Here is a 25,696-nt window from a genome sequence, read left to right on the forward strand (position 1 = left end):
TTAACCACCAGATTCGCGTCTTGCTATGTCTTGATCATGGAGGAGCCACCCGTGGAGTTCGACGTCACCATCGAGATCCCGAAGGGTTCGCGGAACAAGTACGAGGTGGACCACGAGACCGGTCGGATCCGCCTGGACCGTCGACTCTTCACCTCGACCAGCTACCCGGCGGACTACGGCTTCGTCGAGAACACCCTCGGCGAGGACGGCGACCCGCTGGACGCGCTGGTCATCCTCGACGAGCCGACCTTCCCGGGCTGCCTCATCAAGTGCCGTGCGATCGGCATGTTCCGGATGACCGACGAGGCCGGCGGCGACGACAAGCTGCTCTGCGTCCCCGCCTCGGACCCGCGCGTGGAGCACCTGCGCGACATCCACCACGTCTCCGAGTTCGACCGCCTGGAGATCCAGCACTTCTTCGAGGTCTACAAGGACCTGGAGCCCGGCAAGTCCGTCGAGGGCGCCGACTGGGTCGGCCGCGCCGAGGCCGAGGCCGAGATCGAGGCCAGCTTCAAGCGCCTGGAGGCGCAGGGCGGCGCGCACTGACGCCCCTGAGAAGGCCCTGACGCGGGCGGGACACCGGTGGTGTCCCGCCCGCGTCGCGTCTCCCCCCATGTCCGTGCCCATACTGGGCAGAAGCGCCGGGCAGAGGGCGGGCGCGACAGGGAGCGAGGACGGCGAGTGGTGGCGGAACCCGAGGGTCCGGAAGACCGGAAGCCTCAGTCCGACGAGGCGCACAGCGCGTTCGCCCCACCTCTGGGGATGGAGCAGCCGGAAGCCCCCGAAGAGGACCACCCGAGTTCGGAGTTCGCCGTTCCGCACGGGCTGGTGCCGGAGGCGCCGGCCGAGCCGGAGGGCTCCGCGTTCGCCCCGCCGTCCACGTACAGCGCCCGGAACTCGCCGCCCGCGTTCACCCCGGCGCACGGCATCCCGGTGGTGCGGCTGACCAAGGACGCGCCGTGGCAGGACCGGATGCGGGCGATGCTGCGGATGCCGGTGGGCGAGCGCCCGGTGCCGGAGACACCGCAGCGGCAGGACGACGCCGGGCCGGCCGTGCCGCGTGTGCTCGACCTGACACTGCGTATCGGGGAGCTGCTGCTCGCGGGCGGCGAGGGGGCCGAGGACGTCGAGGCGGCGATGTTCGCCATCTCGCGCTCGTACGGCCTGGACCGGTGTGAGCCGACGGTCACCTTCACGCTGCTGTCGATCACCTATCAGCCGTCCCTGGTGGACGACCCGGTGACGGCCAACCGCACGGTGCGGCGGCGCGGCACCGACTACAACCGGCTGGCGGCGGTCTACCGGCTGGTGCACGACATCAGCGCGGACGAGTCCGAGGTGACGCTGGAGGAGGCGTACCGGCGGCTCGCGGAGATCCGCCGGAACCGGCACCCGTACCCCGGCTGGGCGCTGACGGTGGCCGGCGGGCTGCTGGCGGGCTCGGCGTCCGTGCTGGTCGGCGGTGATGTGCTGGTGTTCATCGCGGCGGCGGTGAGCGCGATGCTCGGGGACCGGCTGGCGTGGCTGGCGGCGGGGCGCGGGCTGCCGGAGTTCTACCAGTTCGTGGCGGCGGCGATGCCCCCGGCCGCGGTCGGGGTGGCGCTGACGCTGTCGCCGCTGGAGGTCCGGGCCTCGGCGGTGATCACCGGTGGGCTGTTCGCGCTGATCCCGGGGCGGGCGCTGGTGGCGGGCGTCCAGGACGGTCTGACCGGCTTCTACATCACGGCGGCCGCGCGGCTGCTGGAGGTCGGCTATCTGGTCGTCGGCATCGTGGTGGGCGTGCTGAGCGTCCTCTATCTGGGCTTCGCCCTGGACGCGGGGCTCCAGCCGGAGACCGCCATCCACAGTGTGCAGCGGCCGGTGATCCAGACGCTGGCGGCGATGACGCTGTCGCTGTGCTTCGCGGTGATGCTCCAGCAGGAGCGGTCCACGGTGTGGCTGGTCACGCTGAACGGCGGGGTCGCGTGGGTGGTGTACGGGGCGCTGGCGGACACCGCGGGGGTGTCGCCGGTGGCGGCGACGGCGGCGGCGGCGGGGCTGGTGGGTCTGTTCGGGCAGACGCTGGCGCGGTACCGGTTCGCGTCCGCGCTGCCGTATGTCACGGCGGCGATCGGGCCGCTGCTGCCGGGCTCGGCGACGTACTTCGGGCTGCTGTCGATCGCCCGCGGCGACCTGAACCCGGGGCTGGCCTCGCTGAGCAAGGCGGCGGCGCTGGCGCTGGCGATCGCGATCGGGGTGAACCTGGGTGCGGAGATGACGCGGTTGTTCCTGCGGGTGCCGGGGGTGGCGGGGGGGCCGGGCGAGCCGCCGGGTGGCCGCCGCGCGGCGAAGCGCACGCGCGGCTTCTGACGGGCCGGCCCCTCGCCCCGGCCGCTGCTTCGGGCCTGGCCGGCCCTGGCCCGGGCCGCGTTTCGGTCCCGGCAAGCCGCCGGTGGTCGCGGCACGGCCTACGGCCGTGTCCTCAAACGCCGGACGGGCTGAAAAACCACGCACCCCCGACCACGCGAAGTTCGGGGCGGAGCCCCGACGGACCGGGCCCGGGATTCGGACCCGGCAGGCCGCCAGTGGTCACCGCACGGCCCACGGCCGTGTCCTCAAACGCCGGACGGGCTGAAAAGCCACGCGCCCCCCTCGGCCGACTCACCGGAGGGGCTGAAACGCGACCCGTCCGACCACCCAGCCCCGCCGGCGGTTGAGGCGCAGGGTTCGGGGCGGAGCCCCGATGGACCGGGCCCGGGATTCGGACCCGGCAGGCCGCCGGTGGTCGCCGCACGGCCCACGGCCGTGTCCTCAAACGCCGGACGGGCTGAAAAGCCACGCGCCCTCGGCCGGGCGCCCGGAGGGGCTGAAAGCAGCGCGCCCCCAGCCGGGCGGCCCGGGCGGGCTGAAGCGCGCGTACCCGCGCAGTCAGCGCTTCGCGTGGCGGCCGCGCGAAGAGGGCGGCGGGGTCTCGTCGCCGTCCCCGGCGACACCGCCCCCCGCCGCCGCGGACTTCTTGTTCTGGGAGCGCGCGCGCAGGACCTCGATCACGATCGGGAGGACCGAGAGCAGCACGATCAGGATCAGGATCTTCTCGATGTGCTCGTGCACGAAGTCGATCTTGCCCAGCGCCGCCCCCAGCAGCGTCACCCCCGCACCCCACAGCACACCGCCGAGGATGTTGAAGGTCACGAAGGAGCGGTAGTTCATCCGGCTGACGCCCGCGATGATCGGCGTGAACGTGCGCACGATCGGCACGAAGCGGGCCAGGACCAGGGACTTCGGGCCGTACTTCTCGAAGAAGACATGCGCCTTCTCCACGTTCTCCTGCTTGAAGAAGCGCGAGTCGGGGCGCTTGAAGAGGGCCGGCCCCACCTTGCGGCCGAAGAGGTAGCCGACCTGGTCGCCGACGACCGCCGCGATGACGATCAGCGTGCACACCAGCCACAGCGGCACGTCGATCTTGCCGGTGGTCACCAGCAGACCCGTGGTGAACAGCAGGGAGTCGCCCGGCAGGAAGAAGCCGATCAGCAGACCGGATTCCGCGAAGACGATGACCAGCACACCGATGAGCCCGAAGGTGGTGATCAGATAGTCCGGATCGAGCCAGCTCGGTCCGAGCGCAAGGGTGTTCACGGGGTCCGGACTCCTGTTGGTGTGGTCGATCGGGACGGTCGGCTGCCCAAAGCTATCAACGCACATTCCGGGGGCCCGGTTCCACCGTCCGCAGGGGATGCGTTCCGGGCGCTCCGCGAGCACGCTGTGACCATGGGTATCGAGGAGTACGGCGGCGGGCAGGGCCCGGAGACCGATGTGCTGGTCGTCACGACCAACGACATCCCGGGCCACCGCGTGGAACAGGTGATCGGCGAGGTCTTCGGCCTCACCGTGCGCTCCCGGCATCTGGGCAGCCAGATCGGCGCGGGACTGAAGTCGATGATCGGCGGCGAGCTGCGGGGGCTGACCAAGACCCTCGTCGAGACGCGGAACCAGGCCATGGAGCGCCTGGTGGAGCAGGCCCGCTCGCGCGGCGCCAACGCGGTGCTCGCCTTCCGCTTCGATGTGACGGAGGCGGCGGACGTGGGCACCGAGGTCTGCGCGTACGGGACGGCCGTGGTGGTCACCCGCGTCTGACGCCGGTCCGGTCCTCCCGTGCCCCGGGCGGGCGCGGGAGGGCCGCTTTCGCGTTGCGGCGGGTGGGGGCCGGGGCGAGCCTGAGTCCCATGGCACTTCACCAGGGCACGAACGGCGACGACGACAGCGCGGAGCGTTCCCGGCTCTCGCTCAACCCCTTCTACGGCGTCGCCGACCCGGTGGCCGGAATGGAGTCCGCGCCGCCGACCCACCGGCTTCCGGACGGCCCCACCCCGTCGATGACCGCCTACCAGCTGGTCCACGACGAGCTGATGCTCGACGGGAACTCGCGGCTCAACCTGGCGACCTTCGTCACCACCTGGATGGAACCGCAGGCGGGCGTCCTGATGGGCGAGTGCCGCGACAAGAACATGATCGACAAGGACGAGTACCCGCGCACGGCCGAGCTGGAGCGCCGGTGCGTGTCGATGCTCGCGGACCTCTGGCACGCCCCGGACCCGTCGGCGGCGGTCGGCTGCTCCACCACCGGGTCCAGTGAGGCGTGCATGCTCGCGGGCATGGCCCTCAAGCGGCGGTGGATGAAGCGCAATGCCGACCGCTATCCCGCGAGCGCCCGGCCCAATCTGGTGATGGGCGTGAACGTCCAGGTCTGCTGGGAGAAGTTCTGCAACTTCTGGGAGGTGGAGGCCCGCCTCGTGCCGATGGAGGGGAACCGCTTCCATCTGGACCCGAAGGCCGCCGTGGAGCTCTGCGACGAGAACACCATCGGCGTGGTCGGGGTGCTCGGCTCCACCTTCGACGGCTCCTACGAGCCGATCGCGGAGCTGTGCGCGGAGCTGGACGCCCTCCAGGAACGCACCGGCCTCGATGTGCCGGTGCATGTGGACGGGGCGTCCGGGGCGATGGTCGCGCCCTTCCTGGACGAGGACCTGGTCTGGGACTTCCGGCTGCCGCGGGTGTCCTCGATCAACACCTCGGGGCACAAGTACGGGCTGGTCTACCCCGGCGTCGGCTGGGCGCTGTGGCGCTCCCCCGAGTGCCTGCCGGAGGAGCTGGTCTTCCGGGTGAACTACCTGGGCGGCGACATGCCGACCTTCGCGCTGAACTTCTCCCGCCCGGGCGCGCAGGTGGTCGCGCAGTACTACACCTTCCTGCGGCTGGGCCGGGACGGCTACCGCGCGGTGCAGCAGACGGCCCGGGACGTGGCGACCGCGCTGGCCCGGCGGATCGGGGCGATGGACGAGTTCCGGCTGCTCACGCACGGCGACCAGCTGCCGGTGTTCGCGTTCACCACCGCCGACCACATCACCGCCTTCGACGTGTTCGACGTCTCGCGGCGGCTGCGGGAGCGGGGCTGGCTGGTGCCCGCGTACAGCTTCCCGGCGAACCGGCAGGACCTGTCGGTGCTGCGGGTGGTCTGCCGCAACGGCTTCTCCGCGGACCTTGCGGACCTGCTGCTGCGGGATCTGGAGCAGTTGCTGCCCGAGCTGCGGGAGCAGCCGGGCCCGCTGGGCAAGGACGAGGCCGCGGCGACGGCGTTCCACCACTGAGCCACCACCGGGCCCCCGCGGCCGGGGGACGCCTCAGCGGGTGTCGCCCTCGTGGGGGATGCCGGTGGCGTACGGGTTCTCCTCCCCCTCGGCGAGGACGCCGGTGAACGGCTCCCCCTCGCCCGCGAAGGTGTACGCGCCGGCCTCGATGCGGGCGATCAGACCGAGGGTCCACTCCGCGCCGAAGTCCGCGGAGGCGACCCAGAAGTTCATGATCTCGCCGATGTGGCCGATGGACTCGGGGCCCTCCTCGGGCGTGTAGTACTCGGTGACGGAGCGGCGCCACTCGCGTATGCCGCGCACCCGCTCCCGCAGCAGCTCCACGGCCTCGGCGCGCGGCAGGTCCACGATGAAGCCGATCGCGGCGGAGAGGACGTCGGTGCCCTCGTCGTAGGCGGTGAGGGCCTTGCGGAGCAGGGCGAGGTACTCCTCGGTGCCCTCGGGGGTCACCTCGTACTCGGTGCGCGGGGGGCCGCCGGCCGTGGAGGGGGCCGTCTCGTGGGCGCGCAGGAGTCCCTGCTTCGCCATCTGCTTGAGGGCGTGGTAGATCGAGCCGGGCTTGGCGTTCGACCACTCGTGCGCGCCCCAGTACTCCAGGTCGTTGCGGACCTGGTAGCCGTGGGCGCGGCCGTGCCGGCGGACGGCGCCGAGCACCAGCAGGCGGATCGCTGACATCGACCGGGGCTCCTTCCTATTCAAGTTTGACTAGGGTAGCGGGTGTGACCGCCGGCCGGCCGGCTGCCGTCCCGGGCCCGGATCGAGGCGCCGGGGCCCGGGACGGCCGGGCCTCACCAGCCGCCGCCCTCGCCGCTCTCCAGGGCGATCAGGTCGAAGGCGCCCTTGCCGTCGAGGGATTCGCGGATGATGTCCGCGTGGCCCGCGTGCCGGGCGATCTCCTCGATCAGGTGCAGCACCAGCCAGCGCACGGACACCCGCTCGCCGTCCGGGTACCAGGGGGCGTCGGGCAGCGGGAAGGTGTCGTCCAGGCTGGGCGTGGAGCGGACGAACTCCTCGGTCTCCTTGGCCACTTCGTCCCAGCGGGCCAGCATCCCGGCCGCGGTCTCCCCCGCGACCAGGCGGAAGTCGTCCTCCCCGTACTCCTCCTCCTGCCCGCCGGACTCCTCGGCGGAGCCCTGGCCGTAGGAGGCGCCCACCCCGCGCCTCGCCAGCACGAGCCAGCCGTGCTCGGTCTCGGTGACGTGCTTGAGCAGCCCGGAGAGGGAGAGTTCGCTGGCGCTGGGGCGGCTCGCCGCCTGCTCCTCGGTCAGGCCGAGGAGGGAGCGCCGGATTCCGCCGCGCTGGGCCTCCACGAAGGCCAGCAGCGCGCCGCGCTCGTCGCCGCGGGACTCGGGGGAAACGTGGGTGGGCATGGTGTCCGCCTTCCGTCCTGGAAGGGGTCGTTCTCCCTTCCGGCGCTGCTCACGCTACGACCCCTCGTGGACGGCTTCTGTCCGCGAGGGGTCGCGCGTAAGGGTGGCGAAAGCGCCGTTTCCCGGGGGGGAGATCGGGCCGACCACCGGGGAGGGCCGGTTCCCCGTGGGGCCGGGCCGGTTCCCGGTGGGGTCAGAACGGGAAGCGGGAGCGGCCGTGCTGGACCGAGATCCACTTCTGGGTGGTGAAGGCGTCGAGCATGGCGTCGCCGTTGAGCCGGCCGACACCGGAGTGCTTCTCGCCGCCGAAGGGGACGATCGGCTCGTCGTGCACGGTGCCGTCGTTGATGTGGATCATGCCCGTGTGCACCCGCCTGGCGAGCCGCACCCCGCGCTCCACGTCCGCCGTGTGCACCGCGCCGCTGAGGCCGTACGGGGTGTCGTTGGCGATCCGGACCGCCTCGTCCTCGCCGTCGAAGGGGATGATCAGGGCGACCGGGCCGAAGATCTCCTGGGTGAGGACGGGCGAGCCCTCGGGGAGGTCGGTGAGGACCGAGGGGGACACCAGGTTGCCGTCGGCCGCGCCCCGGATCAGGGCGGTGGCGCCGGCCTCCACCGTCCGCTCGACGACCGAGGTGACCGCCTCGGCCTGGGAGGAGTTGATCAGGGGGCCGATGTGGGTGGCCGGGTCGGCCGGGTCGCCCACCTTCAGGGTGGCGACCTTGGCGGTGAACTTCTCGGTGAACTCGGCGAGCAGGGAGCGGTCGACCAGGATGCGGTTGGCGGCCATGCAGACCTGGCCCTGGTGCACGAAGCGGCTGAAGACCGCCGCGTCGACCGCGTAGTCCACGTCCGCGTCGTCGAGGACGATCAGGGCGCTGTTGCCGCCGAGTTCGAGGATCGCGTGCTTGAAGTGCGCGGCGCAGACGGTGGCGACATGGCGGCCCACCGTGTCGGAGCCGGTGAAGGAGATCGCCTTGGGGACGGGGTGCTCCAAGAGGGCGTCACCGATCTCGGCGATGTCGGTGATCACGACGTTGAGCAGGCCGGCCGGCAGGCCCGCGTCCTCGAAGATCTTCGCGACCAGGGAACCGCCGCAGATCGGCGTGTTCTGGTGCGGCTTGAGGACGACGGCGTTGCCCAGGGCGAGGGCCGGGGCGACGGACTTCAGCGAGAGCAGGAAGGGGAAGTTGAACGGGCTGATCACCCCGACCACGCCGACCGGGACGCGGTAGACCCGGTTCTCCTTGCCGTCCACCGGGGAGGGGATGATCCGGCCCTCGGGGCGAAGCGCCAGGTGGACCGCCTCCCGGAGGAACTCCTTGGCGAGGTGCAGCTCGAACGCGGCCTTCAGCCGGGTACCGCCCAGTTCGGCGACGATCGCCTCGGCGATCTCCTCCTCGCGGTCCTCGACGATCCGCAGGGCCTTCTCGAACACGCCCCGGCGGGCATAGGGGTTGGTCTCCGCCCACGCCTGCTGCGCGCGCTCCGCCGCCCGGTACGCCTGGTCCACCTCGTCGGCGGTGGCCACGGCGATGGAGGCCAGCTTCTCTCCGTCGTACGGGTTGAAGTCGATGATGTCCCAGGAGCCGCTGCCGGGCTTCCACTCGCCGTCTATGTACTGAAGTGCCAGTTCGGTGAAGAAGGACATGTGATCACTGCTCCAGGGGCGGATGCGGCGGTGGCCGGCGCGAGCACAGACATCTGATGTTCCGTCATCGTACTGGTGTGTCAGATGAGTTGGAGGAGCCCTCGGAGCAGGTCGCGGGTGCTCGCCGGGTCCGGGCTGTCCTCGCTCAGGCGGGTCATCACCCGGTCGTACTGGGCGACCTCCTCGCGCTTGTCCAGGTAGAGCGCGCTGGTCAGCTGCTCCAGGTAGACCACGTCGGAGAGGTCGGACTCGGGGAAGCTCAGCATGGTGAACGCGCCGCTCTCCCCCGCGTGGCCGCCGAAGGAGAACGGCATGACCTGGAGGGTGATGTTCGGGTGCTCGGAGACCTCGATCAGATGGCTCAACTGGGCCCGCATCACGGCCCGGTCGCCGTACGGGCGGCGCAGTGCCGCCTCGTCGAGGATCACATGCAGCGAGGGCGCGTTCTCCGAGACCAGGGCCTTCTGGCGTTCCAGGCGCAGGGCGACCCGCTTGTCGATCTCGGCCGCCGGGGCGTCGGGCATACCGCGGGCGACCACGGCGTGCGCGTACGACTCGGTCTGGAGCAGCCCGTGCACGAACTGCACCTCGTAGATGCGGATGACGGAGGCGGCGCCCTCCAGACCGATGTACGTCTGGAACCAGCCGGGGAGCACATCGCCGAAGCTGTGCCACCAGCCGGCCACGTTCGCCTGCTTGACGAGGCCGAGGAGGGCGGACCGCTCGGTGTCGTCGGTGACCCCGTAGAGGGTGAGCAGGTCCTCCACGTCACGCGCTTTGAAGCTGACCCGGCCCAGTTCCATGCGGCTGATCTTCGACTCCGAGGCGCGGATCGAGTACCCGGCGGCCTCGCGGGTGATGCCGCGGGACTCCCGCAGCCGCCGCAGCTGCGAACCGAGCAGGATGCGCCGGACGACCGACCCTCCGCCCGGACCGTCGGAACGGGGGTATCCCCACGAGGACGCGGACGCCCCTGCCGATGCCGCCGACTCTCCTGCCGTCACGACCCGAACCCTCCCCATCGCCGCACCACTTGCCGGACTCCGATCCTCGCCGAGGGTCCCCCCGAACCCCAAGAGCCGGATTCTGCCACCAAAACACTTCAGGCCGTACTCATTCGATTACGGAAACGAGAAGACGGCGGGCGGGGGCCGCGACGGATCGGGGGAAGATATGAGCAAGAACCGTCACGGGGGCGGACAGGTCCGGCGCGTGCACGTGCATCTGCCCTTGCATCTGCGTGGCGCTTTGGGAACGATGGGCCCCGCGCACCTGCGTGCTCGTTCGTGTTGTAGCGTCACAGCCGCGATTCCCGGGAGTGCCTCGCATGGGGACCAATGGATCGACCATGCTCGCGCCGTTAAGGCAGGGCCTTCCGCCGATCGACCCCTCGGCCGTCTCCGGATCCGTCTCCTGCGCACTGCCCGCCCGCCATGAAGCGGTGCGCGGCGCGCGGCAGTTCACCCGGACCACGCTCGGCCAGTGGGACCTCGGTCACCGCTTCGACGATGTCGCCCTGGTCGTCTGCGAACTCGTGACGAACGCCCTGCGGCACGCCCTGGCGCCCGAGTCCCCGTCCCAGGCCGAGACCGCGGCCGACCCGTACGCGGGGGCTCCGGAGTGTCCGGTGCGACTGCATCTGATGCACTGGACGGGCCGGCTGGTCTGCGCGGTGCGCGATCCGAGCCGTGACGGCCCCACGGCACGGGAGTCCGAGGAGGACTACTCGGCCGAGTCCGGCCGGGGGCTGCTGCTCGTGGACTCCTTCAGCGACGGCTGGGGCTGGCATCCGCTGGCCGGGTCGCTGCGGGGGAAGGTCGTCTGGGCCCTCTTCCGGCTCGGCTGAGCCGGAAGCCCGGCCCCGGAAGGGCTCTGTTCAGGCCACCAGGTGGTCGAATTCGCCGTCCTTGACGCCGAGAAGCAACGCTTCTATCTCCGCCGGCGTATACACGAGTGCGGGCCCCTCGGGGTGCCGCGAATTGCGCATGGCCACATCGCCGCCGGGCAGTTTGGCGAATTCGACACAGGAACCCTGGGAGTTGCTGTGTCTGCTCTTCTGCCAGACGACCCCCTGAAGCTCCGTGGCCGTCATGCCGTTGTACACGTGGTGCACAGGTCGCTCCCGGGGTACAAGTTGCAGGTGTCAACCATCCCGGATCATAGCTGTGTTCATGTGCCGACGCATGAGCACATGCACCGGCGGATGCACGTGCACGCGCGGTGTTCTCCCGGTTACAGGACGGCTTGCGGGACGGCCCGGAGCCTCCCGTTCAGCGCCCCGGCGGGCCGTACGGCAACAGGGCCGTCTCGCGCGCGTTCTTGATCGCGCGGGCGAGCAGCCGCTGCTGCCGCGCGGTCACCCGGGTCACCCGGCGGCTGCGGATCTTGCCCCGGTCGGAGATGAACTTCCGCAGCAGATCGGTGTCCTTGTAGTCGATGTAGGTGATGCCGGCGCGGTCCAGGGGGTTGGGCTTGGGCGCGGCGGGCTTGCGGGCGGCGGTGCGTCGGGGGGACAACTCAGACCTCCAGAAGGGAGTCGAAGGCGGGCGGGAGCCGCTTCCAGCTTTCGCGGCCGGCGGCGTACTCGGCATCGGTCAGCAGGCAGGACGAGAGCAGGTGGGCCAGTCCGTCCCGGTCGAGGCCGGGTGAGGTGAAGACGAGGTGCTGGCAGCGGTCGCCGTGCTCCGGGTGCCAGTCCAGCGCGGCCGCGGCCCGGCGCACGGGCGGCACCAGCTCCCAGGCGGCGTCGGGGAGGGAGGCGAGCCAGGGGCCGGCGCTCTCCACGCACAGGGCTCCCCCGGCGGCGTCCCAGGCGAGCAGGGTGTCGGGGTGGTCGGCCAGCCAGAACCGGCCGCGGCTGCGAGCGGCGGCGCAGGTCAGGTCCTCCAAGGCCGCGTAGAGGCGGCCGGGGTGGAAGGGCCGGACGCTGTGCCAGACGAGGGTCGACACCCCGCAGGCGTCGGCCTCCTGCGGCAGCAGCGCACAGGCCGGGTGCTGGGCCGCGGCGGCGGCCTCCACGTCGAAGCCGGCCAGGGCGGCGGCGACCAGCTCGGCCGAGCCGACGGGGATCTGCCGGGCGGTCGGGTGCAGTTGGGCCAGCAGCGCCCGGTCGGTCTCGTCCGCCTCCTCGCTGTCCACGACGGCGAGGACGGGCGCGTACTCCAGCTGGCGCGCCCAGGTGTCGGCGACGGTGCGCTGGTCGGTCGCGGCGGCCGCGAGCCCGGCCTCGGCGAGGTCGTCGCCGTTGCCGAGGTACGGCAGCAGGAGGGCGGGGTCGACCGCGCACATCACCGAGGTGATCGCCAGGCGGCCGCCGCCGTGCGCGGCGACGACCTCCGCCATGGCCTTGGGCTCGACGGAGTCCCACAGCTCGACGACCGCGAGGCGGGTGGCGCCCTCCTCGGCGAGCCGCAGGAGTTCGGGCACCAGGTCCTCGCGCAGGGCGCAGCAGGCGCAGTCGTTGACGAGCGGGGTCTCCCCGGTGCCGCGCACCCCGCGGGCGTCGCGGACCGTGCGCAGGACGGTGCCACGCTCGGCGGCGGTGGACAGGTCGTGGTGGAGGGCGAGGCAGCCGGGCACCGCGGAGAGCAGGGCGTCGACGGCCGCGCGCCGGGCGTCGCTGTGCAGCCCGGCGACGATCACCACGGGGAGGGCGGGGCCGGCGGGGGGCGTGGCGGGCGTCATGTCCGGCCTCCCCGGCCGCCGTAGCGGCGCTCGAAGCGCTCGACCCGGCCGGCGGTGTCCAGGACACGCGTCTGGCCCGTGTAGAAGGGGTGGCTCGCCGAGGAGATCTCGACGTCGATCACCGGGTAGGTGTTGCCGTCCTCCCATTCGACGGTCCGGTCGCCGGTCGCCGTGGAGCGGGTGAGGAAGGCGAAGCCGCCGGCCTTGTCCCGGAAGACGACGGGCTCGTAGGGCGGGTGGATGGGCCGCATGGCTCAGCGCTCCTCTCGGAAGTCGACATGGCGCCCGACGACGGGGTCGTACTTGCGCAGGGTGAGGCGGTCGGGGTCGTTCCGCCGGTTCTTGCGGGTGACGTAGGTGTAGCCGGTGCCCGCCGTGGAGCGGAGTTTCACCACCGGGCGGAGTTCGTTGCGAGGCATGAGGGTAGAGTAGATGGAAATGATTTCCATTACCAAGCTAGCTCCACGAGAGGTGCATCACCCGTGTCCGCCCACTGCATGCTGACCGGCACGAAGCCCGGCTTCGGCAACCGGATCTCCCACTCCCACCGGCGCACCCCCCGCCGCTTCGACCCCAACATCCAGCGCAAGCGGTACTGGCTGCCCAGCGAGGGACGCCATGTCCGCCTCACCCTCAGCGCCCGCGCGGTGAAGACCGTCGACACCATCGGCATCGAGGCCGCCGTCCTCCGCATCCGCGCCCGGGGGGTGAAGGTCTGATGGCGAAGCGGAGCAAGATCGCGCGCAATGAGCACCGCAAGGCCGTGGTCGAGCGCTACGCGGAGCGCCGGGCGGAGTTGAAGGAGACCGTCCGCCGCCCGTCGAGCACGGACGCCGAACGGGCCGCCGCCCAGGCGGAACTGCGACGTCAGCCGCGGGACGCCAGCGCCACCCGGGTGCGCAACCGGGACGGTGTGGACGGCCGGCCCCGGGGCCATCTGCGGAAGTTCGGGCTGTCCCGGGTCCGGGTGCGCGAGCAGGCGCACGCCGGATTCCTGCCCGGGGTGCGCAAGTCCTCCTGGTAGCTTGGCGCGGTCGTGACACCGATCAGGGGGACAGCTCCATGCGCAAGCTCGTACGCACCTCGGCCGCGGCGGTGGGCATCGCCGCCGTACTCGCGCTGACCGGCTGCGGAAGCGGCGACGACAAGGGCGGCGACGCCACGCCCACCGCCTCGCCCACCGCCGGCGGCGGGGAGTCGGGCGCGGGCGGCGACGAGGCCGCGAAGCCGGCCGACGTCGAGGGCACCTGGGCCGGTATGACCGACGCCAAGCCGGTCGTGCTCTCGGTCACCCAGGGCAAGGCCGCCCTGCTCGCCGACGGACACGCCTGCACGGGCGAGGTCAAGGAGATGGGCGGCGAGCCGATGCTCGCGCTCACCTGCGCGGACGGGAACACCGACCGCACGATGGGCTCCTTCGCGTCCGGCGACGGCGGAAGCCTGGTCGTCTCCTGGGAGAGCGGCAAGAAGGACACCCTGAAGAAGAGCGAGGGCGGCAAGCTCCCGGAGGGCCTGCCGACCGGTCTGCCCACGGAGGTGCCGGCGCCCTGACGGCGCACGGTCTCCGCACCGCCGGGCCGCGTTCCCCTCGGGGGGTCGCGGCCCGGTGGCGTTCACGGGGCGGGTGCGCGGCCGGGGGCGCTGACGGTGGGCGCGCGCTGCCGGGGCCGTGTCGGTGGGCGCGGCCCGGCGGGCGTTGTCGGTGGGCGGCGGTAGCGTCCGGGGGATGAGCGTCCGATTCGATCTCACCCTGGACTGCGCCGACGCCCCGCGCCTGGCCGCCTTCTGGAAGACCGCGCTGGGTTATGTGGACGAGCCCCCGCCCCCGCCGTACGCCACCCGCGAGGAGTGGCTCGCCCAGTTCGACCTGTCCGAGGACGACGGCGGCGGGGAGTGGCTCTGCGACCCGGCCGGCGTCGGGCCCCGGCTGTCGATCCTGGAGGTGCCGGAGCCGAAGACGGCGAAGAACCGGCTGCACATCGACGTCCGGGTGCCCGGGCACGGCACCCCCGGGGAACGCTGGGCCCGGATCACGGCCGAGGCGGACCGGCTCGTGGGCGCGGGCGGGCGGGTGCTGGAGACCTTCGACGGCCACCATGTGGTGATGGCCGACCCGGAGGGCAACGAGTTCTGTGTGGCGGCCGGTCCGGCGGACCGGGCCTGAGCCGGGGGCAACGCGGAGGGACCCCGAACTGCCCCCGCGTACATGGCCGGAGGCCGGGCCGCCCGGTTACACCGGGAAGGCACGCACACCGGCGCCGGGAGGAACCGCCTTGTACGACCACGCCAACAGCCGGGCCGCGAAGGGGCGTCAGACCGCGGCGGCCCCGACGGCGGCCCGCGCGTCCGGGTCACGGGCGGGGGCGGCGCCGGCCGAGGCGCTGCTCGCACTCCAGCGCTCCGCCGGGAACGCGGCCGTGGCGCAGATGGTGCGCCGGGCCGGGGCGACGGCGGAGCGGGACGCGCACCGGCACGGCCCCGGCTGCGGCCATGCCGAGGACCAGCAGCCCGTGCAGCGCTCCACCGTGCACGCCGTCCTGCGCGGCGGCGGCCGGCCGCTGGACGAGCGCAGCCGCACCGACATGGAGGCGCGCTTCGGCGCCGACTTCTCCGACGTCCGGGTGCACACCGACGCCGCCGCGCGGGCCTCGGCGGCCCAGCTCGGTGCCGCGGCCTACACCTCCGGCAGCCATATCGTCGCCGGCCCCGCCGGTATCGACCGGCACACCCTCGCCCATGAGCTGACCCATGTCCTCCAGCAGCGCTCGGGTCCGGTGGCCGGCACCGACCGGGGCGACGGGCTGCGTGTCAGCGACCCCTCGGACCGCTTCGAGCGGGAGGCGGAGGCCACCGCCCGGCGGGTGCTGAGCGGGCCCGCGAAGGCCACTGCCCCGGAAGGGTCCGCCCCGGGCGGCGGAGGCCCCTCGGCGGGCACCGGGGAGGTGCAGCGGATGCACCACCCGGGCAAGATCAACGACGAGGTGGCGCGGCTGGTCGCCCAGGCGGAGCCCAGCATCGACACCTACATCGCCGACTACGCCCAGTGGCAGACGAACCGGAACGACTACATGTGGGTGATGAAGAACGCCGAACGCAACGACGCCTACGAGGTGATCGAGGGGCAGGTCGGCGACCCCGGGAACCGCGACAGGACGGCACTGCTGGCGGCGCTGGAGAGCACCATCCGCGCCGACCTGACCACCACCGCCTCGCAGACGGTGGCGAGCACCGAGACGGCGGCCGCCATCGCCAAGTACAAGCTGATCCTCGGCCGCACCACCGACACCGGCCTGTGGGCCGAGCACCAGAAGAACAAGGCGCAGGTGCCCGGTGAACTCTCCCTGGACGCCCGGATGGGCCGCCGGCTGAACACCACCAAGTGGTCCGTCCCCGTCAACTACGCCTTCATGGACGGCGGTATCGCGCAGCGCGCGGTCTTCAAGGTCGTCACCGCTCTGGGGCCGCAGATCGAGGGCATGCTCACCGGCGGGCAGCTCACCGCCGCCAACTTCTGGCCGCAGATCCAGCAGTTGGGGGACAGCGCCCTCTGGGACTCCACCAAGACGCCGGAGGACGGCGGGCCGCAGGCGATGCTGGGGCACGAGATCCTCCAGCTCATCGAGTCCGGCTACCACTTCTACGGCCGGGACAGCGCCTTCGCCCAGGGCAGCCGGCTGGTCGCCGTGCACCCGGACCGGCAGTCCGCCGACCCGAGCGACAAGCAGATCCCGCTCACCTGACCGCCCGGTGCCGCGGTCCGGGCCCGGTGTCAGCGGTCCCGGCCCTCCCCCGGGAGGGGCCGGCGGGGCGGGCGCGGGTGGGCCCGGTCCGCCGCCGAGGTGCCGTCCCGCCAGCCGGCCTCGTCCGTGGCCCCGCGCACCCGGGTGGTGGTCGTCTCGGGGAACATCCGCTCCGCCCGGTCGGCGACCGCGAGGTCCCGGCCGGCCAGCACGGGCAGCAGGTCCCGGGTGACCAACTCCTCGGCCACCGCGCTCAGATGCTCACCGAGGCGGGCCGCGTACGCCGTCCAGAAGGACTGCCGGAAGGTCTTGGTCCGCTTGCGTCCGCCGGCCCGCTGGGCGGACTCCGCGGCCGTCATCGCCGTGGTGCCCTGCACCAGCAGGGAGGTGTACAGCAGCTCGACCGCGTCGAGGTCGCTCTCGTACCCGACCACCGTGGAGAAGCCGAACGCGCCGTTCCACACCGCCCGGCAGCGGTTCGCCGAGGCGACGGCGTCCAGGAGGACCGCCTTCGCGGTCTCGTAGGGCGCGTCCACGCCGATACGGCAGGCGGACGGGGCGTCGGCGGCCGGGGCGCCGTGCGCGAGGACCGCCTCGTCGATGCGGTGGCGGGCCATCAGCTCCTGCGCCTTGGCCGTCAGCGCCTCCGCCTCCTCCGGAAAGCCCGTCGCCTCCGCCTTGGCGAGCAGGGCGCGGACCCGGCCCAGCGTCCGGGGCTCGTGCGGGGACGGGACGGCGGCGGCCAGGGGCGCGCCCGGCGGCGGGGCGACCGGTTCGATCCGCGGCAGCCGCACCAGCAGCCGGTACAGCTCCAGCACGGTGGTCGCGTGCGTGAACCGGTCCGCGCGCACCGGCTCGGCGCCTTCCAGGGCGGCGAGCTGCGCCCGCCAGCGCGGCGCGAGCCGGGCCCCGTAGTGCGCGGACTCCCCGGTGACCAGCGAGGCGAACAGCCGCTCGTGCGGTTCGGCCAGCTCGCGGCGGACCAGGCGGTGGACGTCGGCCGGCTGCCAGCCGCGCTCCCAGGCCCGGCGCAGCAGTTCCTCGCCCCGGCGGCGCAGTTCGGCGTCGGCGGCCCGGTCCGCGGCCAGCAGGGAGGCGGCCGTGTCGAGGGAGTCGTCGCCCTGTGCGTACAGCGCGGCCGCCAGTGCCGTCTCGACCGTGTTCCGGGTGCTCACACCCGCGATGGTGTCACGCGGCGGCGCGCCGTGTTCGGCAGGTGACCGGGCGGTCAGGGGGCGATGTTCTGCTCCGCCCACACCACCTTGCCGGTGACCGTGCGGCACGATCCCCAGCGCCGGCAGAGCATGTTGATCAGTTGGAGACCTCGGCCGCCCTCGTCGCTGACGTCCGCGTGCTGGATCTGCGGCAGGTCGGGTCCGGTGTCGGAGACCTCGATGGTGAGGCGTTCGCCGCGCAGCATGCGCAGCTCGCCCGGCCCGTTGCCGTAGCGCTGCGCGTTGCCGACCAGTTCGCTGACCACGAGTTCGCTGACGTCCACCAGGTCCGCGAGGCCCCACTCCGCGAGCTGCCCGCTGACCAGTCTGCGGGCGGCGGAGGCCACGTTGCCCTCCCGGGGGAGGCGCCACACCCGCAGGTCGTCCGCAGCCTCGGCGGTGCGCTCGGCGACGAGGAGGACGACCTCGTCGATCCGGGCCGCGTTCGGCGCCTCGGCCAGCAGACCGGCCGCGGCCTGCGCTCCCGGGCCGGCCGCCAGCGCCTTGGTCCGCAGCCGCGCCAGCTGCACATCGACGTCGTCGGTGCGGTTCTTCACCAGTCCGTCCGTGAAGAGGACCAGCCGGCTGCCCTCCGCCACGGACACCCGCAGCGGGTCGTACGGGATGACGCCCGCGCCCAGCGGCGCCCCCGTGGGCACGTCCAGGTACTCGGCGCCGCCGAGCCCGTCGAGCAGGAGGGGCGGCAGATGCCCGGCGCTGGCGAAGGTGACGCTCCCGTCGGCCGGGTCGTGGACCGCGCAGAGACAGGTGGCGACCTGCTCGTCCTCCAGGTCGCGGGTGGCGAGGTCGAGCCGGGCGAGGACGCGTTCGGGGGCCGTGTCCAGGGTCATCAGGGTGCGGCCCACCGCGCGCAGCCGCCCCATGGTGACGGCCGCCGGGAGCCCGTGGCCCATCACGTCGCCGACCATCAGCGCGGTCCGCCCGCCGGGCAGGGCCATCACGTCGTACCAGTCGCCGCCGACGCCCCGGGCCGCGGTGGCCGGCGCGTACTCGGTGTGCAGGGTCAGCCCCGGGGTGAGGGGGGTGACGCGGGGCAGCAGGCTGCGCTGGAGGGAGACCACGTGCTCGCGCTCGCGCCCGTACAGCCGCGCGTTGTCCATGAACACGGCGGCCCGGGAGGCGAGCTGCTCGGCGAGGGCGAGGTCGGTGGTGGAGAAGGGGCGGCTGCCGCCGGCCCGGACGAAGTCGGCGGTGCCGAGGAGCACCCCGCGGGCGATCAGCGGCACCGCGAGGTAGCTGTGCACCCCGGTGCGGCGCATCTTCTCGGCGGCGCTGGCGGTGGGGGCGACGCGCAGGAAGTCCTCCTCGCCCATGCGGCCGACCAGGACCGGCTTGCCCTGCCGCAGGCAGTAGCGGTGCAGCAGGGTCTCGTGGGAGCGCTCGGAGCGGAGGACGGTCACGCCGACCGGTGTCGGTTCCAGGGAGGCCAGCTCGTCGATGGCGCAGACCGCCATGGCCCGGCTCGCGGGGATGCCGTCCCCCGTCCAGCGGGCTCCCTCCTCGCCGCGCAGGACGCCCTCCAGGACGTCGACGGCCGCCGCGTCCGCGAACCGGGGGACGGTGAACTCGGCGAGTTCCTGGGCGGTCCGCTCCAGGTCGAGGGTGGTGCCGATGCGGGTGCTCGCGGAGTTCAGCCAGGCGAGCCGGGAGCGGGTGGTGGACTGGTCGGAGGGGAGCCGGCCCCGGCCGCGCCGGTAGCGCAGACCTCGGGCGCCGGGGGACTGTGCCGCCGCGCCGCCCGCCGACAGCCGACTCGTCAGGCGTCGTCTGCGACTGCCCCCGTTCACCGTACGGCCTCCCAGTCACCGCTCGCGCGTGCCTCGGTCCCCAAGTCTGCCCCCGCGGTGGCGGGCACGCCCGCCGGACGGTGTGTCCGCACCGGTCGGGACCGTCTGGATCAGAGCGTACGGCGCGGGGGCGCCGTGCGGCAGGCGTCTGCGCCGAGCAACCGCGATCACCTCCCGGCACGGGGGCGCCGGGAGGGCGCCGGGGCCGGGTCCGGCGCGACGGCAGGGCCCGTCGGGGCGGGAGGTGGCGCTGCGACGGGAGGTGTCGGTGCGTCAGCCGGTGCGGGGCCCGGTGCCCGGCCCGGCGCATCGCCTGGTACTCGGCCCGGCGGGTCGCCCGGTACTCGGCCGGCGGGTCGCCCGGCGGGTCGCGGGGCTCAGCCCGTGCGCAGGGTCTGCCGGGCCAACTCGTAGGCGGGGAGCATCGCTTCGTGCTCCTCGTCGTCCATGCCGCCGAGGTCGACGACCGCGACACCGCTCGGCACCGGCACGGCGAAGGCGCGCTGCTTCTTGGACTCCTCCAGCAGCTCGCTGTAGCCGGTGTACGCCACCTCGACCCCGGTGAGCGAGCCGGTCCTGAACGTGGACCACTTCTCGTCCTCGATCCCCTCACCGCCCGACTCCAGGAACGCCCTCAGCACGGCGCGGGGCTCCTCGCCGGCCTTGCCGCTCGCCCACACCCGCAGGAACCCGACATGACCCGCGGGCTTGGCGTCGATCTCGCAGAGGAGGGTGACCGGACCGCGCTGGTAGAGCTCGGCGAAGTCGCCGTTCGGATCGGACTCGGCCGTGTAGAGGGGCTTGGGCTGCCAGCCCTCGGCGGCGTCGAAGGTGACGGGCATCGGGCAGGCGGAGCCCTTGGGGCCGACGGGGTCGCCCTTCGCCGCGAGGGGCCGGCCGCCGGCCTCGGCGTCCTGGTTGTCCTTGCCGTTGTCCTTGCCTTCTTCGGTACCGGCGGCCTGCTCGGGGGCGGTCCCGGTCGGCTTGGCCGGTGAGGCGTCCGGGTTCGTGGCGCAGCCGCCCAGCGCCCCCAGCACCAGCACCGCCGCCACCGCTCGCGCACGCGCGCGCGTTCCTGCTCTCATCGAAGGATCCCCACCCTGTGCGAAACCGGTCGTGCCCCGCACGACCGCGTGGAAGGACCGATCCTACGGACGGCCGTGACGAGCGCGGACGCGGGTGGAAGGGGCTCGCGCCGGGCGCCGCTCCAGTGGTGTCCGAGGCCGTTGTCCGACCCCGGTGACAGACTCGGACCGTGGGTGAACGCTGGGCTCTGAGCGCGGCCGACGGGGACGGGGCGCGGCTCGTTCCCCTCGGTCCCGACCAGCTGCCCGCCGGGCCGGTGCGCACCGAGCCGGACCTCGTCGCGGCCGTGCGCTCCCGCCCCGAGGTGGACCGCTGGGTGTGGCGCTCGACCGCCGAGGTCTACCCCCGGCTGCTCGCCGCCGGGGTCCGCGTCGAGCGCTGCTACGACATCGAGGACGCCGAACTGCTCCTCCTCGGCCACGAGGGGCGGCTCGGCGAGCCCCGGTCGGCCGCCGCCGCGCACGCCCGGCTGCGGAACGCGCCGGTGCCGCCCGACCCGCCGGCCCGCGCCGCCGTCCCCGGGGCGCAGTCCTCCCTCTTCGAGCCCCAGCGGGCGGACGTCCCCCTGGAAGCGCTGCTGGAGGTCTACGCCGAGCAGCAGCGCCGGCACGGGGCGACGGCCCACCCCGGGCGGATGCGCCTGCTCACAGCGGCCGAGTCGGCGGGGACGCTGGTCGCCGCCGAGATGAACCGCTCCGGGATGCCCTGGCGGGCGGATGTGCACCGGGCCGTCCTGCACGAACTCCTCGGCGAGCGGTACGCGGGCGGGGGCGAGCCGCGCCGCCTCGCGGAGCTGGCCGAGCAGGTGTCGCGGGCGTTCGGCCACCGGGTCCGGCCCGATCTCCCGGCGGACGTGGTCCGGGCGTTCACCCGCGCCGGGATCTCGGTGCGCTCCACCCGCCGCTGGGAGCTGGAGGGCATCGACCACCCGGCGGTGGAGCCGCTGATCGCCTACAAGAAGCTGTACCGGATCTGGACGGCGCACGGCTGGGGCTGGCTCCAGGACTGGGTGCGCGACGGACGCTTCCGGCCGGAGTACGTCCCGGGCGGCACGGTCTCCGGCCGCTGGACGACGAACGGCGGCGGCGCGCTCCAGATCCCCAAGGTGATCCGGCGGGCGGTGGTCGCGGACGAGGGCTGGCGGCTGGTGGTCGCCGACGCGGACCAGATGGAGCCCCGGGTGCTGGCCGCGATCTCCCGCGACCCGGGCCTGATGGAGGTCGCCGGCCACGAGGGCGACCTCTACACGGCCCTCTCCGACCGGGCGTTCTCCGGCGACCGGGAGCACGCCAAGATCGCCCTGCTGGGCGCGGTCTACGGGCAGACCTCGGGCGACGGGCTGAAGAACCTGGCCGCGCTGCGCCGCCGTTTCCCGCTCGCCGTCGCGTATGTGGACGAGGCGGCGAAGGCGGGCGAGGAGGGGCGGCTGGTGCGCACCTGGCTCGGGCGGACCAGCCCGCGCGCGCCGGGCGCGGAGGAGTCCGGGGAGGCGGGCATCCCCCAGGACCTGGTGGACGACACCGGACCGGGCCGCTCCGGGGGCGCGGACGCGCGTGCCTGGGGGCGCTTCACCCGGAACTTCGTGGTGCAGGGCAGTGCGGCGGACTGGGCGCTGCTGATGCTGGCGGCCCTGCGGCGGGCGACCGCCTCGATGCGCGCCGAGCTGGTGTTCTTCCAGCACGACGAGGTGGTGGTGCACTGCCCGGCCGAGGAGGCGGAGGCGGTCGCGCACGCGATCCGGGAGGCGGGGGCGCTCGCGGGCCGCCTCACCTTCGGGGAGACCCCGGTCCGCTTTCCGTTCACCATCGCGGTGGTGGAGTGCTACGGGGACGCGAAGTAGGCGCGCGGGCGCGCCGGTTGCCGGGCGGGTCCGGAGCCGGGGTGCGGCGGGCCGGGGGACGCGGGGCGCGCCGGTTGCCGGGCGGGGGCGGCGGGCCGGTCCCGGCGGGGTCAGGCGCCGTCGGCGAAGCGGTGGTCGTCGGCGAAGCGGTGGTCGTCCGGCAGGGCGTACGCGTCGGCCTGCGGGGCACCGGCGTCCGAGGCGCGCAGGATCTCGTCGTGGACGCGGCGGACGGCCGGGCCCGGGTCGGCGCCGAGGTCGTCCGCGAGGGTGCGGCACAGGGAGCGGTAGGCGTCCAGGGCCTCCGCGTGGCGGCCCGCGCGGTGCAGGGCCAGCATCAGCTGCCGGTGGAACGCCTCATGGAGCGGGAACTCGGCCGCGAGCGCGACCAGTTCGGGCGCGCAGGCGTCGTGCGCGCCGAGTTCCAGGGCCGCGTCGTAGCGCCGTTCCAGCAGTTCGAGCCGGGCCTCGTGGAGCCGGCGGACCAGGGCGGGCGGGGACTCGTCCGGCCCGAAGACGCCGTCCAGGGGGCTGCCGCGCCAGAGCGCGAGGGCGTCCTCGGCGGCCCGGGCGACGGCGGCCCAGTCGCCACGAGCGCCGAAGTCGCCGCGTCCGGTGCCGCCGGCGTCCGGTCGGTCCGGCCCGGTGCCGCCGGCCGCCCGCGCGTGGGCGGCCCGGACAGCCGCGACGCGGTCCTGGAAGACGTCGGTGTCCAGCTCGCCGGGCTCCACCCGGAGCAGATAGCCGGGGGCCACCGCCCGCAGCCGCCCCTCCTCGGCGATCAGCCGCCGCAGCCGGGTCACATGGTTGTGCAGCGAGGCGTGGGCGGAGGCGGGCGGGTCGTCGCCCCAGAGCGCGGCCTTCAGCTCGTGGACGGGCACGACCCGGTTGGGGCGCAGCAGCAGGGTGACCAGCAGGAGGCGGAGCTTGGCGCTGCCGAGGTGGTGCGGCTGCCCGGCGGCGTCGCGGACGGTGGGTACACCGAGCAGGCCGAAGCGCATCCCGGTCCCCCTCTCCGTCGTCCCGCGTCCTCCTCCGCGTGAGCCCGCTCGCCCGCGTGAGCGTTGGCCACATGTTAGCGATCCGTTGGCGGGGGCTGTTTGGATGACGGGACGGATCCGGCGCGCTGGTGCTCGGCGTGGAACAGCCACACTCGGGGGAGTGTCGCCGCCGCGACCGGCTCCGTGCACGGAAGTGCCCCGGTCACCATGGGTGCCGGGGCCTTCGTGCGTCGCAGACGCGGGCGGTGTGCCCGGGCGCGGTCAGCCGCCGACGTACTCCCGCAGATGCCGGGCGGTGAGGGTGTCGCCGTGGGCGATCAGGTCGGCCGGGGTGCCCTCGAAGACGATCCGGCCGCCGTCGTGGCCGGCCCCGGGGCCGAGGTCGATCAGCCAGTCCGCGTGGGCCATCACCGCCTGGTGGTGCTCGATGACCACGACCGTGTTCCCCGCCTCGACCAGCCGGTCGAGCAGGCCGAGGAGCTGGTCCACGTCGGCCAGGTGCAGCCCGGTGGTGGGCTCGTCCAGGACGTAGGTCGCGGCCTTCTCCGCCATGTGGATCGCCAGCTTGATCCGCTGCCGCTCGCCGCCGGAGAGGGTGTTCAGCGGCTGGCCGAGCCGCAGATACCCCAGGCCCACGTCGTTCAGGCGGCCCAGGATCGTGCGGGCCTGGCCCGTGGTGAAGAACTCGTGCGCCTCGGCCACCGACATACCGAGGACCTCGCTGATGTTCCGGCCGCGCAGGGTGTAGGTGAGGACCTCGGGGGTGAAGCGGCGGCCCTCGCACTCCTCGCACACGGAGGAGACCCCGGCCATCATCCCGAGGTCCGTCCAGACCAGGCCCAGGCCGTTGCACTTGGGGCAGGCGCCCTCGGAGTTGGCGCTGAAGAGCGCCGGCTTTACCCCGTTCTCCTTGGCGAACGCCTTGCGGATCGGGTCGAGCAGACCGGTGTAGGTCGCGGGGTTGGAGCGCCGGGAGCCCCGGATCGGGGACTGGTCGGCGACCACCACGCCCTCCCGGCCGGGCAGGCTGCCGTGGATCAGGGAGCTCTTCCCGGAACCGGCGACCCCGGTGACCACGGTGAGCACGCCGAGCGGGATGTCCACGCTCACGTCCCGGAGGTTGTGCAACCCGGCGCCCTCGATGGCGATACGGCCGCGCGGGGTGCGGACTTCGTCCCGGACCTTCGCGCGGTGCCCGAGGTGGCGGCCGGTGAGGGTGTCCGAGTCCCGCAGCGCGGCCACATCGCCGCTGAAGCAGATCCGGCCGCCGCCGGTGCCCGCGCCGGGGCCGAGGTCCACCACATGGTCGGCGATCGCGATGACCTCGGGCTTGTGCTCGACCACGAGCACGGTGTTGCCCTTGTCGCGCAGCCGCAGCAGCAGGTCGTTCATCCGCCGGATGTCGTGCGGGTGCAGGCCGACCGTGGGCTCGTCGAAGACATAGGTCACGTCGGTGAGGCTGGAGCCGAGGTGCCGGACCATCTTCACGCGCTGGGCCTCACCGCCGGAGAGGGTGCCCGCGGAGCGGTCCAGGGAGAGGTAGCCGAGCCCGATCTCCACGAGGGAGTCCAGCACTCCGCGCAGATTGGCCAGCAGCGGGGCGACGCCCGGGTCCTCGACCCGGCGCACGAACTCGGCCAGGTCGCTGATCTGCATGGCGGAGCAGTCGGCGATGTTCACGCCCTCGATCCGGGAGGAGAGGGCGGCGGCGTTCAGACGGGTGCCCCCGCAGTCGGGGCAGTCGCGGAAGACCACGGCCCGGTCGACGAAGGCCCGGATGTGGGACTGCATCGCCTCCCGGTCCTTGTTGAGCATGGTCCGCTGGACCTTCACGTACAGGCCCTCGTAGGTGAGGTTGTTGCTGCCGACCTTCACCTTGACCGACGGCTTGTGCAGGAAGTCCGCCCACTCCTGCTCGGTGAAGTCGCGCAGCTTCTTGTCCGGGTCGAAGAAGCCCGAGGCGGCCATGATCTGCCAGAAGTAGCTGTCCACACCGAAGTTGGGGGCGGTGATCGCGCCCTCGTTGAAGGACTTGTCCCGGTCGACCAGCTGGTCGAGGTCGAACTCGGAGACCTGGCCCGCCCCTTCGCAGCGCGGGCACATGCCCTCGGGCAGGTTGAAGCTGAACGCCGCCGAGGTGCCGATGTGCGGGGTGCCGAGCCGGGAGAAGACGATCCGCAGCATGGTGTACGCGTCGGTCGCGGTGCCCACGGTGGAACGGGAGTTGGCGCCCATCCGCTCCTGGTCCACCACGATCGCGGCGCTGAGGTTGTGCAGCGCGTCCACGTCCGGGCGGCCGACGCTGGGCATGAAGCCCTGCACGAAGGCGCTGTAGGTCTCGTTGATCAGCCGCTGGGACTCGGCGGCGATCGTGCCGAACACCAGCGAGGACTTGCCGGAACCGGAGACACCGGTGAACACGGTGAGCCGGCGCTTGGGTATGTCGATCGAGACGTCCGCCAGGTTGTTCTCGCGGGCGCCGCGGACCTGGATGACGTGGTGGCTGTCGGCAGGGGTGGTCATGGGCCGACGGTAACGGACCCCCGGGGGCGCGAGGGGGCCTTCGGGGGCCGCCCCGAGCGGGCCTCCACCACAGCTCCACCGGGGCTCCGGACCGCGTCGGGCGACGGCTCCACCAGGGCGCCCGGCGGGGGTGGTTGACACCCTCCGGGCTCGTT

At 73.2% G+C, this 25,696-nt stretch carries 26 protein-coding genes; 11 read left to right on the plus strand and 15 right to left on the minus strand.

The features are described 5' to 3' along the window. Window positions 1-51 precede the first annotated feature (51 nt). Both ABZ457_RS13545 and ABZ457_RS13550 read left to right on the plus strand, forming a co-directional pair. Window positions 52-546, plus strand: a complete 495-nt coding sequence (locus ABZ457_RS13545; RefSeq protein ID WP_005314187.1) for an inorganic diphosphatase — start codon at window positions 52-54, stop codon at window positions 544-546. Between the two features lie 135 nt (window positions 547-681). After that, window positions 682-2,349, plus strand: coding sequence for a threonine/serine exporter family protein (locus tag ABZ457_RS13550; protein ID WP_359157293.1), 1,668 nt, complete (start codon window positions 682-684; stop codon window positions 2,347-2,349). A gap of 558 nt (window positions 2,350-2,907) precedes the next feature. Here ABZ457_RS13550 and ABZ457_RS13555 read toward each other — a convergent pair. Further along, window positions 2,908-3,615 (minus strand): DedA family protein, encoded by a 708-nt coding sequence (locus ABZ457_RS13555; protein ID WP_359157295.1) that lies wholly within the window; start codon window positions 3,613-3,615, stop codon window positions 2,908-2,910. Between the two features lie 132 nt (window positions 3,616-3,747). Here ABZ457_RS13555 and ABZ457_RS13560 point away from each other — a divergent pair, with 132 nt between their 5' ends. Continuing rightward, window positions 3,748-4,113, plus strand: coding sequence for a YbjQ family protein (locus ABZ457_RS13560; protein ID WP_359157298.1), 366 nt, complete (start codon window positions 3,748-3,750; stop codon window positions 4,111-4,113). 89 nt (window positions 4,114-4,202) lie between these two features. Then, on the plus strand, window positions 4,203-5,624 hold the full coding sequence (locus ABZ457_RS13565; protein WP_359157301.1) for a glutamate decarboxylase: 1,422 nt from the start codon (window positions 4,203-4,205) through the stop codon (window positions 5,622-5,624). 33 nt (window positions 5,625-5,657) lie between these two features. Here ABZ457_RS13565 and ABZ457_RS13570 read toward each other — a convergent pair whose 3' ends face one another. The 4 genes from ABZ457_RS13570 to ABZ457_RS13585 form a co-directional block, all read right to left on the minus strand. Further along, window positions 5,658-6,299 carry a PadR family transcriptional regulator gene (locus ABZ457_RS13570; protein ID WP_359157303.1) on the minus strand — a complete coding sequence of 214 codons (642 nt, stop codon included), beginning with the start codon at window positions 6,297-6,299 and terminating at the stop codon, window positions 5,658-5,660. Between the two features lie 113 nt (window positions 6,300-6,412). Continuing rightward, the gene (locus ABZ457_RS13575) at window positions 6,413-6,994 is read right to left on the minus strand and encodes a DinB family protein (RefSeq protein WP_359157305.1); all 582 of its coding nucleotides are present in this window, start codon (window positions 6,992-6,994) and stop codon (window positions 6,413-6,415) included. A 193-nt stretch (window positions 6,995-7,187) separates the two neighbouring features. Then, entirely contained in the window at window positions 7,188-8,645 is a 1,458-nt protein-coding gene (locus tag ABZ457_RS13580) for an aldehyde dehydrogenase family protein (RefSeq protein ID WP_359157307.1), read from the minus strand. Between the two features lie 80 nt (window positions 8,646-8,725). Next, the gene (locus ABZ457_RS13585; RefSeq protein ID WP_359157309.1) at window positions 8,726-9,667 is read right to left on the minus strand and encodes a helix-turn-helix transcriptional regulator; all 942 of its coding nucleotides are present in this window, start codon (window positions 9,665-9,667) and stop codon (window positions 8,726-8,728) included. Between the two features lie 305 nt (window positions 9,668-9,972). On the opposite strand from ABZ457_RS13585, the gene ABZ457_RS13590 reads away from it, so the two are divergent. Further along, a complete protein-coding gene (locus tag ABZ457_RS13590; RefSeq protein ID WP_359157311.1) occupies window positions 9,973-10,491 on the plus strand; it encodes an ATP-binding protein in 519 nt (172 codons plus the stop codon). 30 nt (window positions 10,492-10,521) lie between these two features. Here ABZ457_RS13590 and ABZ457_RS13595 read toward each other — a convergent pair whose 3' ends face one another. The 5 genes from ABZ457_RS13595 to rpmG all read right to left on the minus strand — a co-directional run bounded on the left by ABZ457_RS13595 (window position 10,522) and on the right by rpmG (window position 12,748). Beyond that, window positions 10,522-10,758 carry a DUF397 domain-containing protein gene (locus ABZ457_RS13595; RefSeq protein WP_018850445.1) on the minus strand — a complete coding sequence of 79 codons (237 nt, stop codon included), beginning with the start codon at window positions 10,756-10,758 and terminating at the stop codon, window positions 10,522-10,524. A 157-nt stretch (window positions 10,759-10,915) separates the two neighbouring features. Then, entirely contained in the window at window positions 10,916-11,161 is a 246-nt protein-coding gene (gene rpsR / locus ABZ457_RS13600) for a 30S ribosomal protein S18 (RefSeq protein ID WP_359157314.1), read from the minus strand. A gap of 1 nt (window position 11,162) precedes the next feature. Continuing rightward, window positions 11,163-12,329 carry a GTP-binding protein gene (locus ABZ457_RS13605; RefSeq protein WP_359157316.1) on the minus strand — a complete coding sequence of 389 codons (1,167 nt, stop codon included), beginning with the start codon at window positions 12,327-12,329 and terminating at the stop codon, window positions 11,163-11,165. Beyond that, entirely contained in the window at window positions 12,326-12,580 is a 255-nt protein-coding gene (locus tag ABZ457_RS13610) for a type B 50S ribosomal protein L31 (protein ID WP_359157318.1), read from the minus strand. The genes ABZ457_RS13605 and ABZ457_RS13610 overlap by 4 nt, the downstream gene beginning before the upstream one ends. A 3-nt stretch (window positions 12,581-12,583) precedes the next feature. Beyond that, the gene (gene rpmG, locus ABZ457_RS13615; protein ID WP_018850441.1) at window positions 12,584-12,748 is read right to left on the minus strand and encodes a 50S ribosomal protein L33; all 165 of its coding nucleotides are present in this window, start codon (window positions 12,746-12,748) and stop codon (window positions 12,584-12,586) included. Window positions 12,749-12,811: 63 nt separating this feature from the next. On the opposite strand from rpmG, the gene rpmB reads away from it, so the two are divergent. The 5 genes from rpmB to ABZ457_RS13640 all read left to right on the plus strand — a co-directional run bounded on the left by rpmB (window position 12,812) and on the right by ABZ457_RS13640 (window position 16,069). Further along, window positions 12,812-13,048 (plus strand): 50S ribosomal protein L28, encoded by a 237-nt coding sequence (gene rpmB, locus ABZ457_RS13620; protein WP_359157320.1) that lies wholly within the window; start codon window positions 12,812-12,814, stop codon window positions 13,046-13,048. After that, window positions 13,048-13,353, plus strand: coding sequence for a 30S ribosomal protein S14 (gene rpsN / locus ABZ457_RS13625; RefSeq protein ID WP_359157322.1), 306 nt, complete (start codon window positions 13,048-13,050; stop codon window positions 13,351-13,353). Before rpmB ends, rpsN begins: the two co-directional genes overlap by 1 nt. A gap of 38 nt (window positions 13,354-13,391) precedes the next feature. Then, window positions 13,392-13,880 carry a hypothetical protein gene (locus ABZ457_RS13630; protein ID WP_359157324.1) on the plus strand — a complete coding sequence of 163 codons (489 nt, stop codon included), beginning with the start codon at window positions 13,392-13,394 and terminating at the stop codon, window positions 13,878-13,880. A 175-nt stretch (window positions 13,881-14,055) separates the two neighbouring features. Further along, window positions 14,056-14,493, plus strand: a complete 438-nt coding sequence (locus tag ABZ457_RS13635; RefSeq protein ID WP_359157327.1) for a VOC family protein — start codon at window positions 14,056-14,058, stop codon at window positions 14,491-14,493. A 109-nt stretch (window positions 14,494-14,602) separates the two neighbouring features. Then, on the plus strand, window positions 14,603-16,069 hold the full coding sequence (locus ABZ457_RS13640) for a DUF4157 domain-containing protein (protein ID WP_359157329.1): 1,467 nt from the start codon (window positions 14,603-14,605) through the stop codon (window positions 16,067-16,069). A gap of 29 nt (window positions 16,070-16,098) precedes the next feature. On the opposite strand, the gene ABZ457_RS13645 is transcribed toward ABZ457_RS13640, so the two are convergent. From ABZ457_RS13645 to ABZ457_RS13655, 3 genes are all read right to left on the minus strand, one after another. Beyond that, on the minus strand, window positions 16,099-17,244 hold the full coding sequence (locus ABZ457_RS13645) for a DUF2786 domain-containing protein (RefSeq protein WP_359157331.1): 1,146 nt from the start codon (window positions 17,242-17,244) through the stop codon (window positions 16,099-16,101). 53 nt (window positions 17,245-17,297) lie between these two features. Then, on the minus strand, window positions 17,298-19,091 hold the full coding sequence (locus tag ABZ457_RS13650; protein ID WP_359157333.1) for a SpoIIE family protein phosphatase: 1,794 nt from the start codon (window positions 19,089-19,091) through the stop codon (window positions 17,298-17,300). Window positions 19,092-19,468: 377 nt separating this feature from the next. After that, window positions 19,469-20,176 (minus strand): lipoprotein, encoded by a 708-nt coding sequence (locus ABZ457_RS13655; RefSeq protein ID WP_359157335.1) that lies wholly within the window; start codon window positions 20,174-20,176, stop codon window positions 19,469-19,471. Window positions 20,177-20,346: 170 nt separating this feature from the next. Between ABZ457_RS13655 and ABZ457_RS13660 the strand changes: the two genes are divergently transcribed. Beyond that, window positions 20,347-22,017, plus strand: coding sequence for a bifunctional 3'-5' exonuclease/DNA polymerase (locus ABZ457_RS13660; protein WP_359157337.1), 1,671 nt, complete (start codon window positions 20,347-20,349; stop codon window positions 22,015-22,017). Between the two features lie 110 nt (window positions 22,018-22,127). Here ABZ457_RS13660 and ABZ457_RS13665 read toward each other — a convergent pair whose 3' ends face one another. Both ABZ457_RS13665 and ABZ457_RS13670 read right to left on the minus strand, forming a co-directional pair. Further along, a complete protein-coding gene (locus ABZ457_RS13665; RefSeq protein ID WP_359157339.1) occupies window positions 22,128-23,018 on the minus strand; it encodes an AfsR/SARP family transcriptional regulator in 891 nt (296 codons plus the stop codon). A gap of 261 nt (window positions 23,019-23,279) precedes the next feature. Further along, window positions 23,280-25,541: an excinuclease ABC subunit UvrA gene (locus tag ABZ457_RS13670; RefSeq protein WP_359157341.1), complete on the minus strand. Its 2,262-nt coding sequence runs from the start codon at window positions 25,539-25,541 to the stop codon at window positions 23,280-23,282. Window positions 25,542-25,696 lie beyond the last annotated feature (155 nt).

Source organism: Streptomyces sp. NPDC005805 (genome assembly GCF_040630445.1).
Lineage (GTDB): Bacteria > Actinomycetota > Actinomycetes > Streptomycetales > Streptomycetaceae > Streptomyces.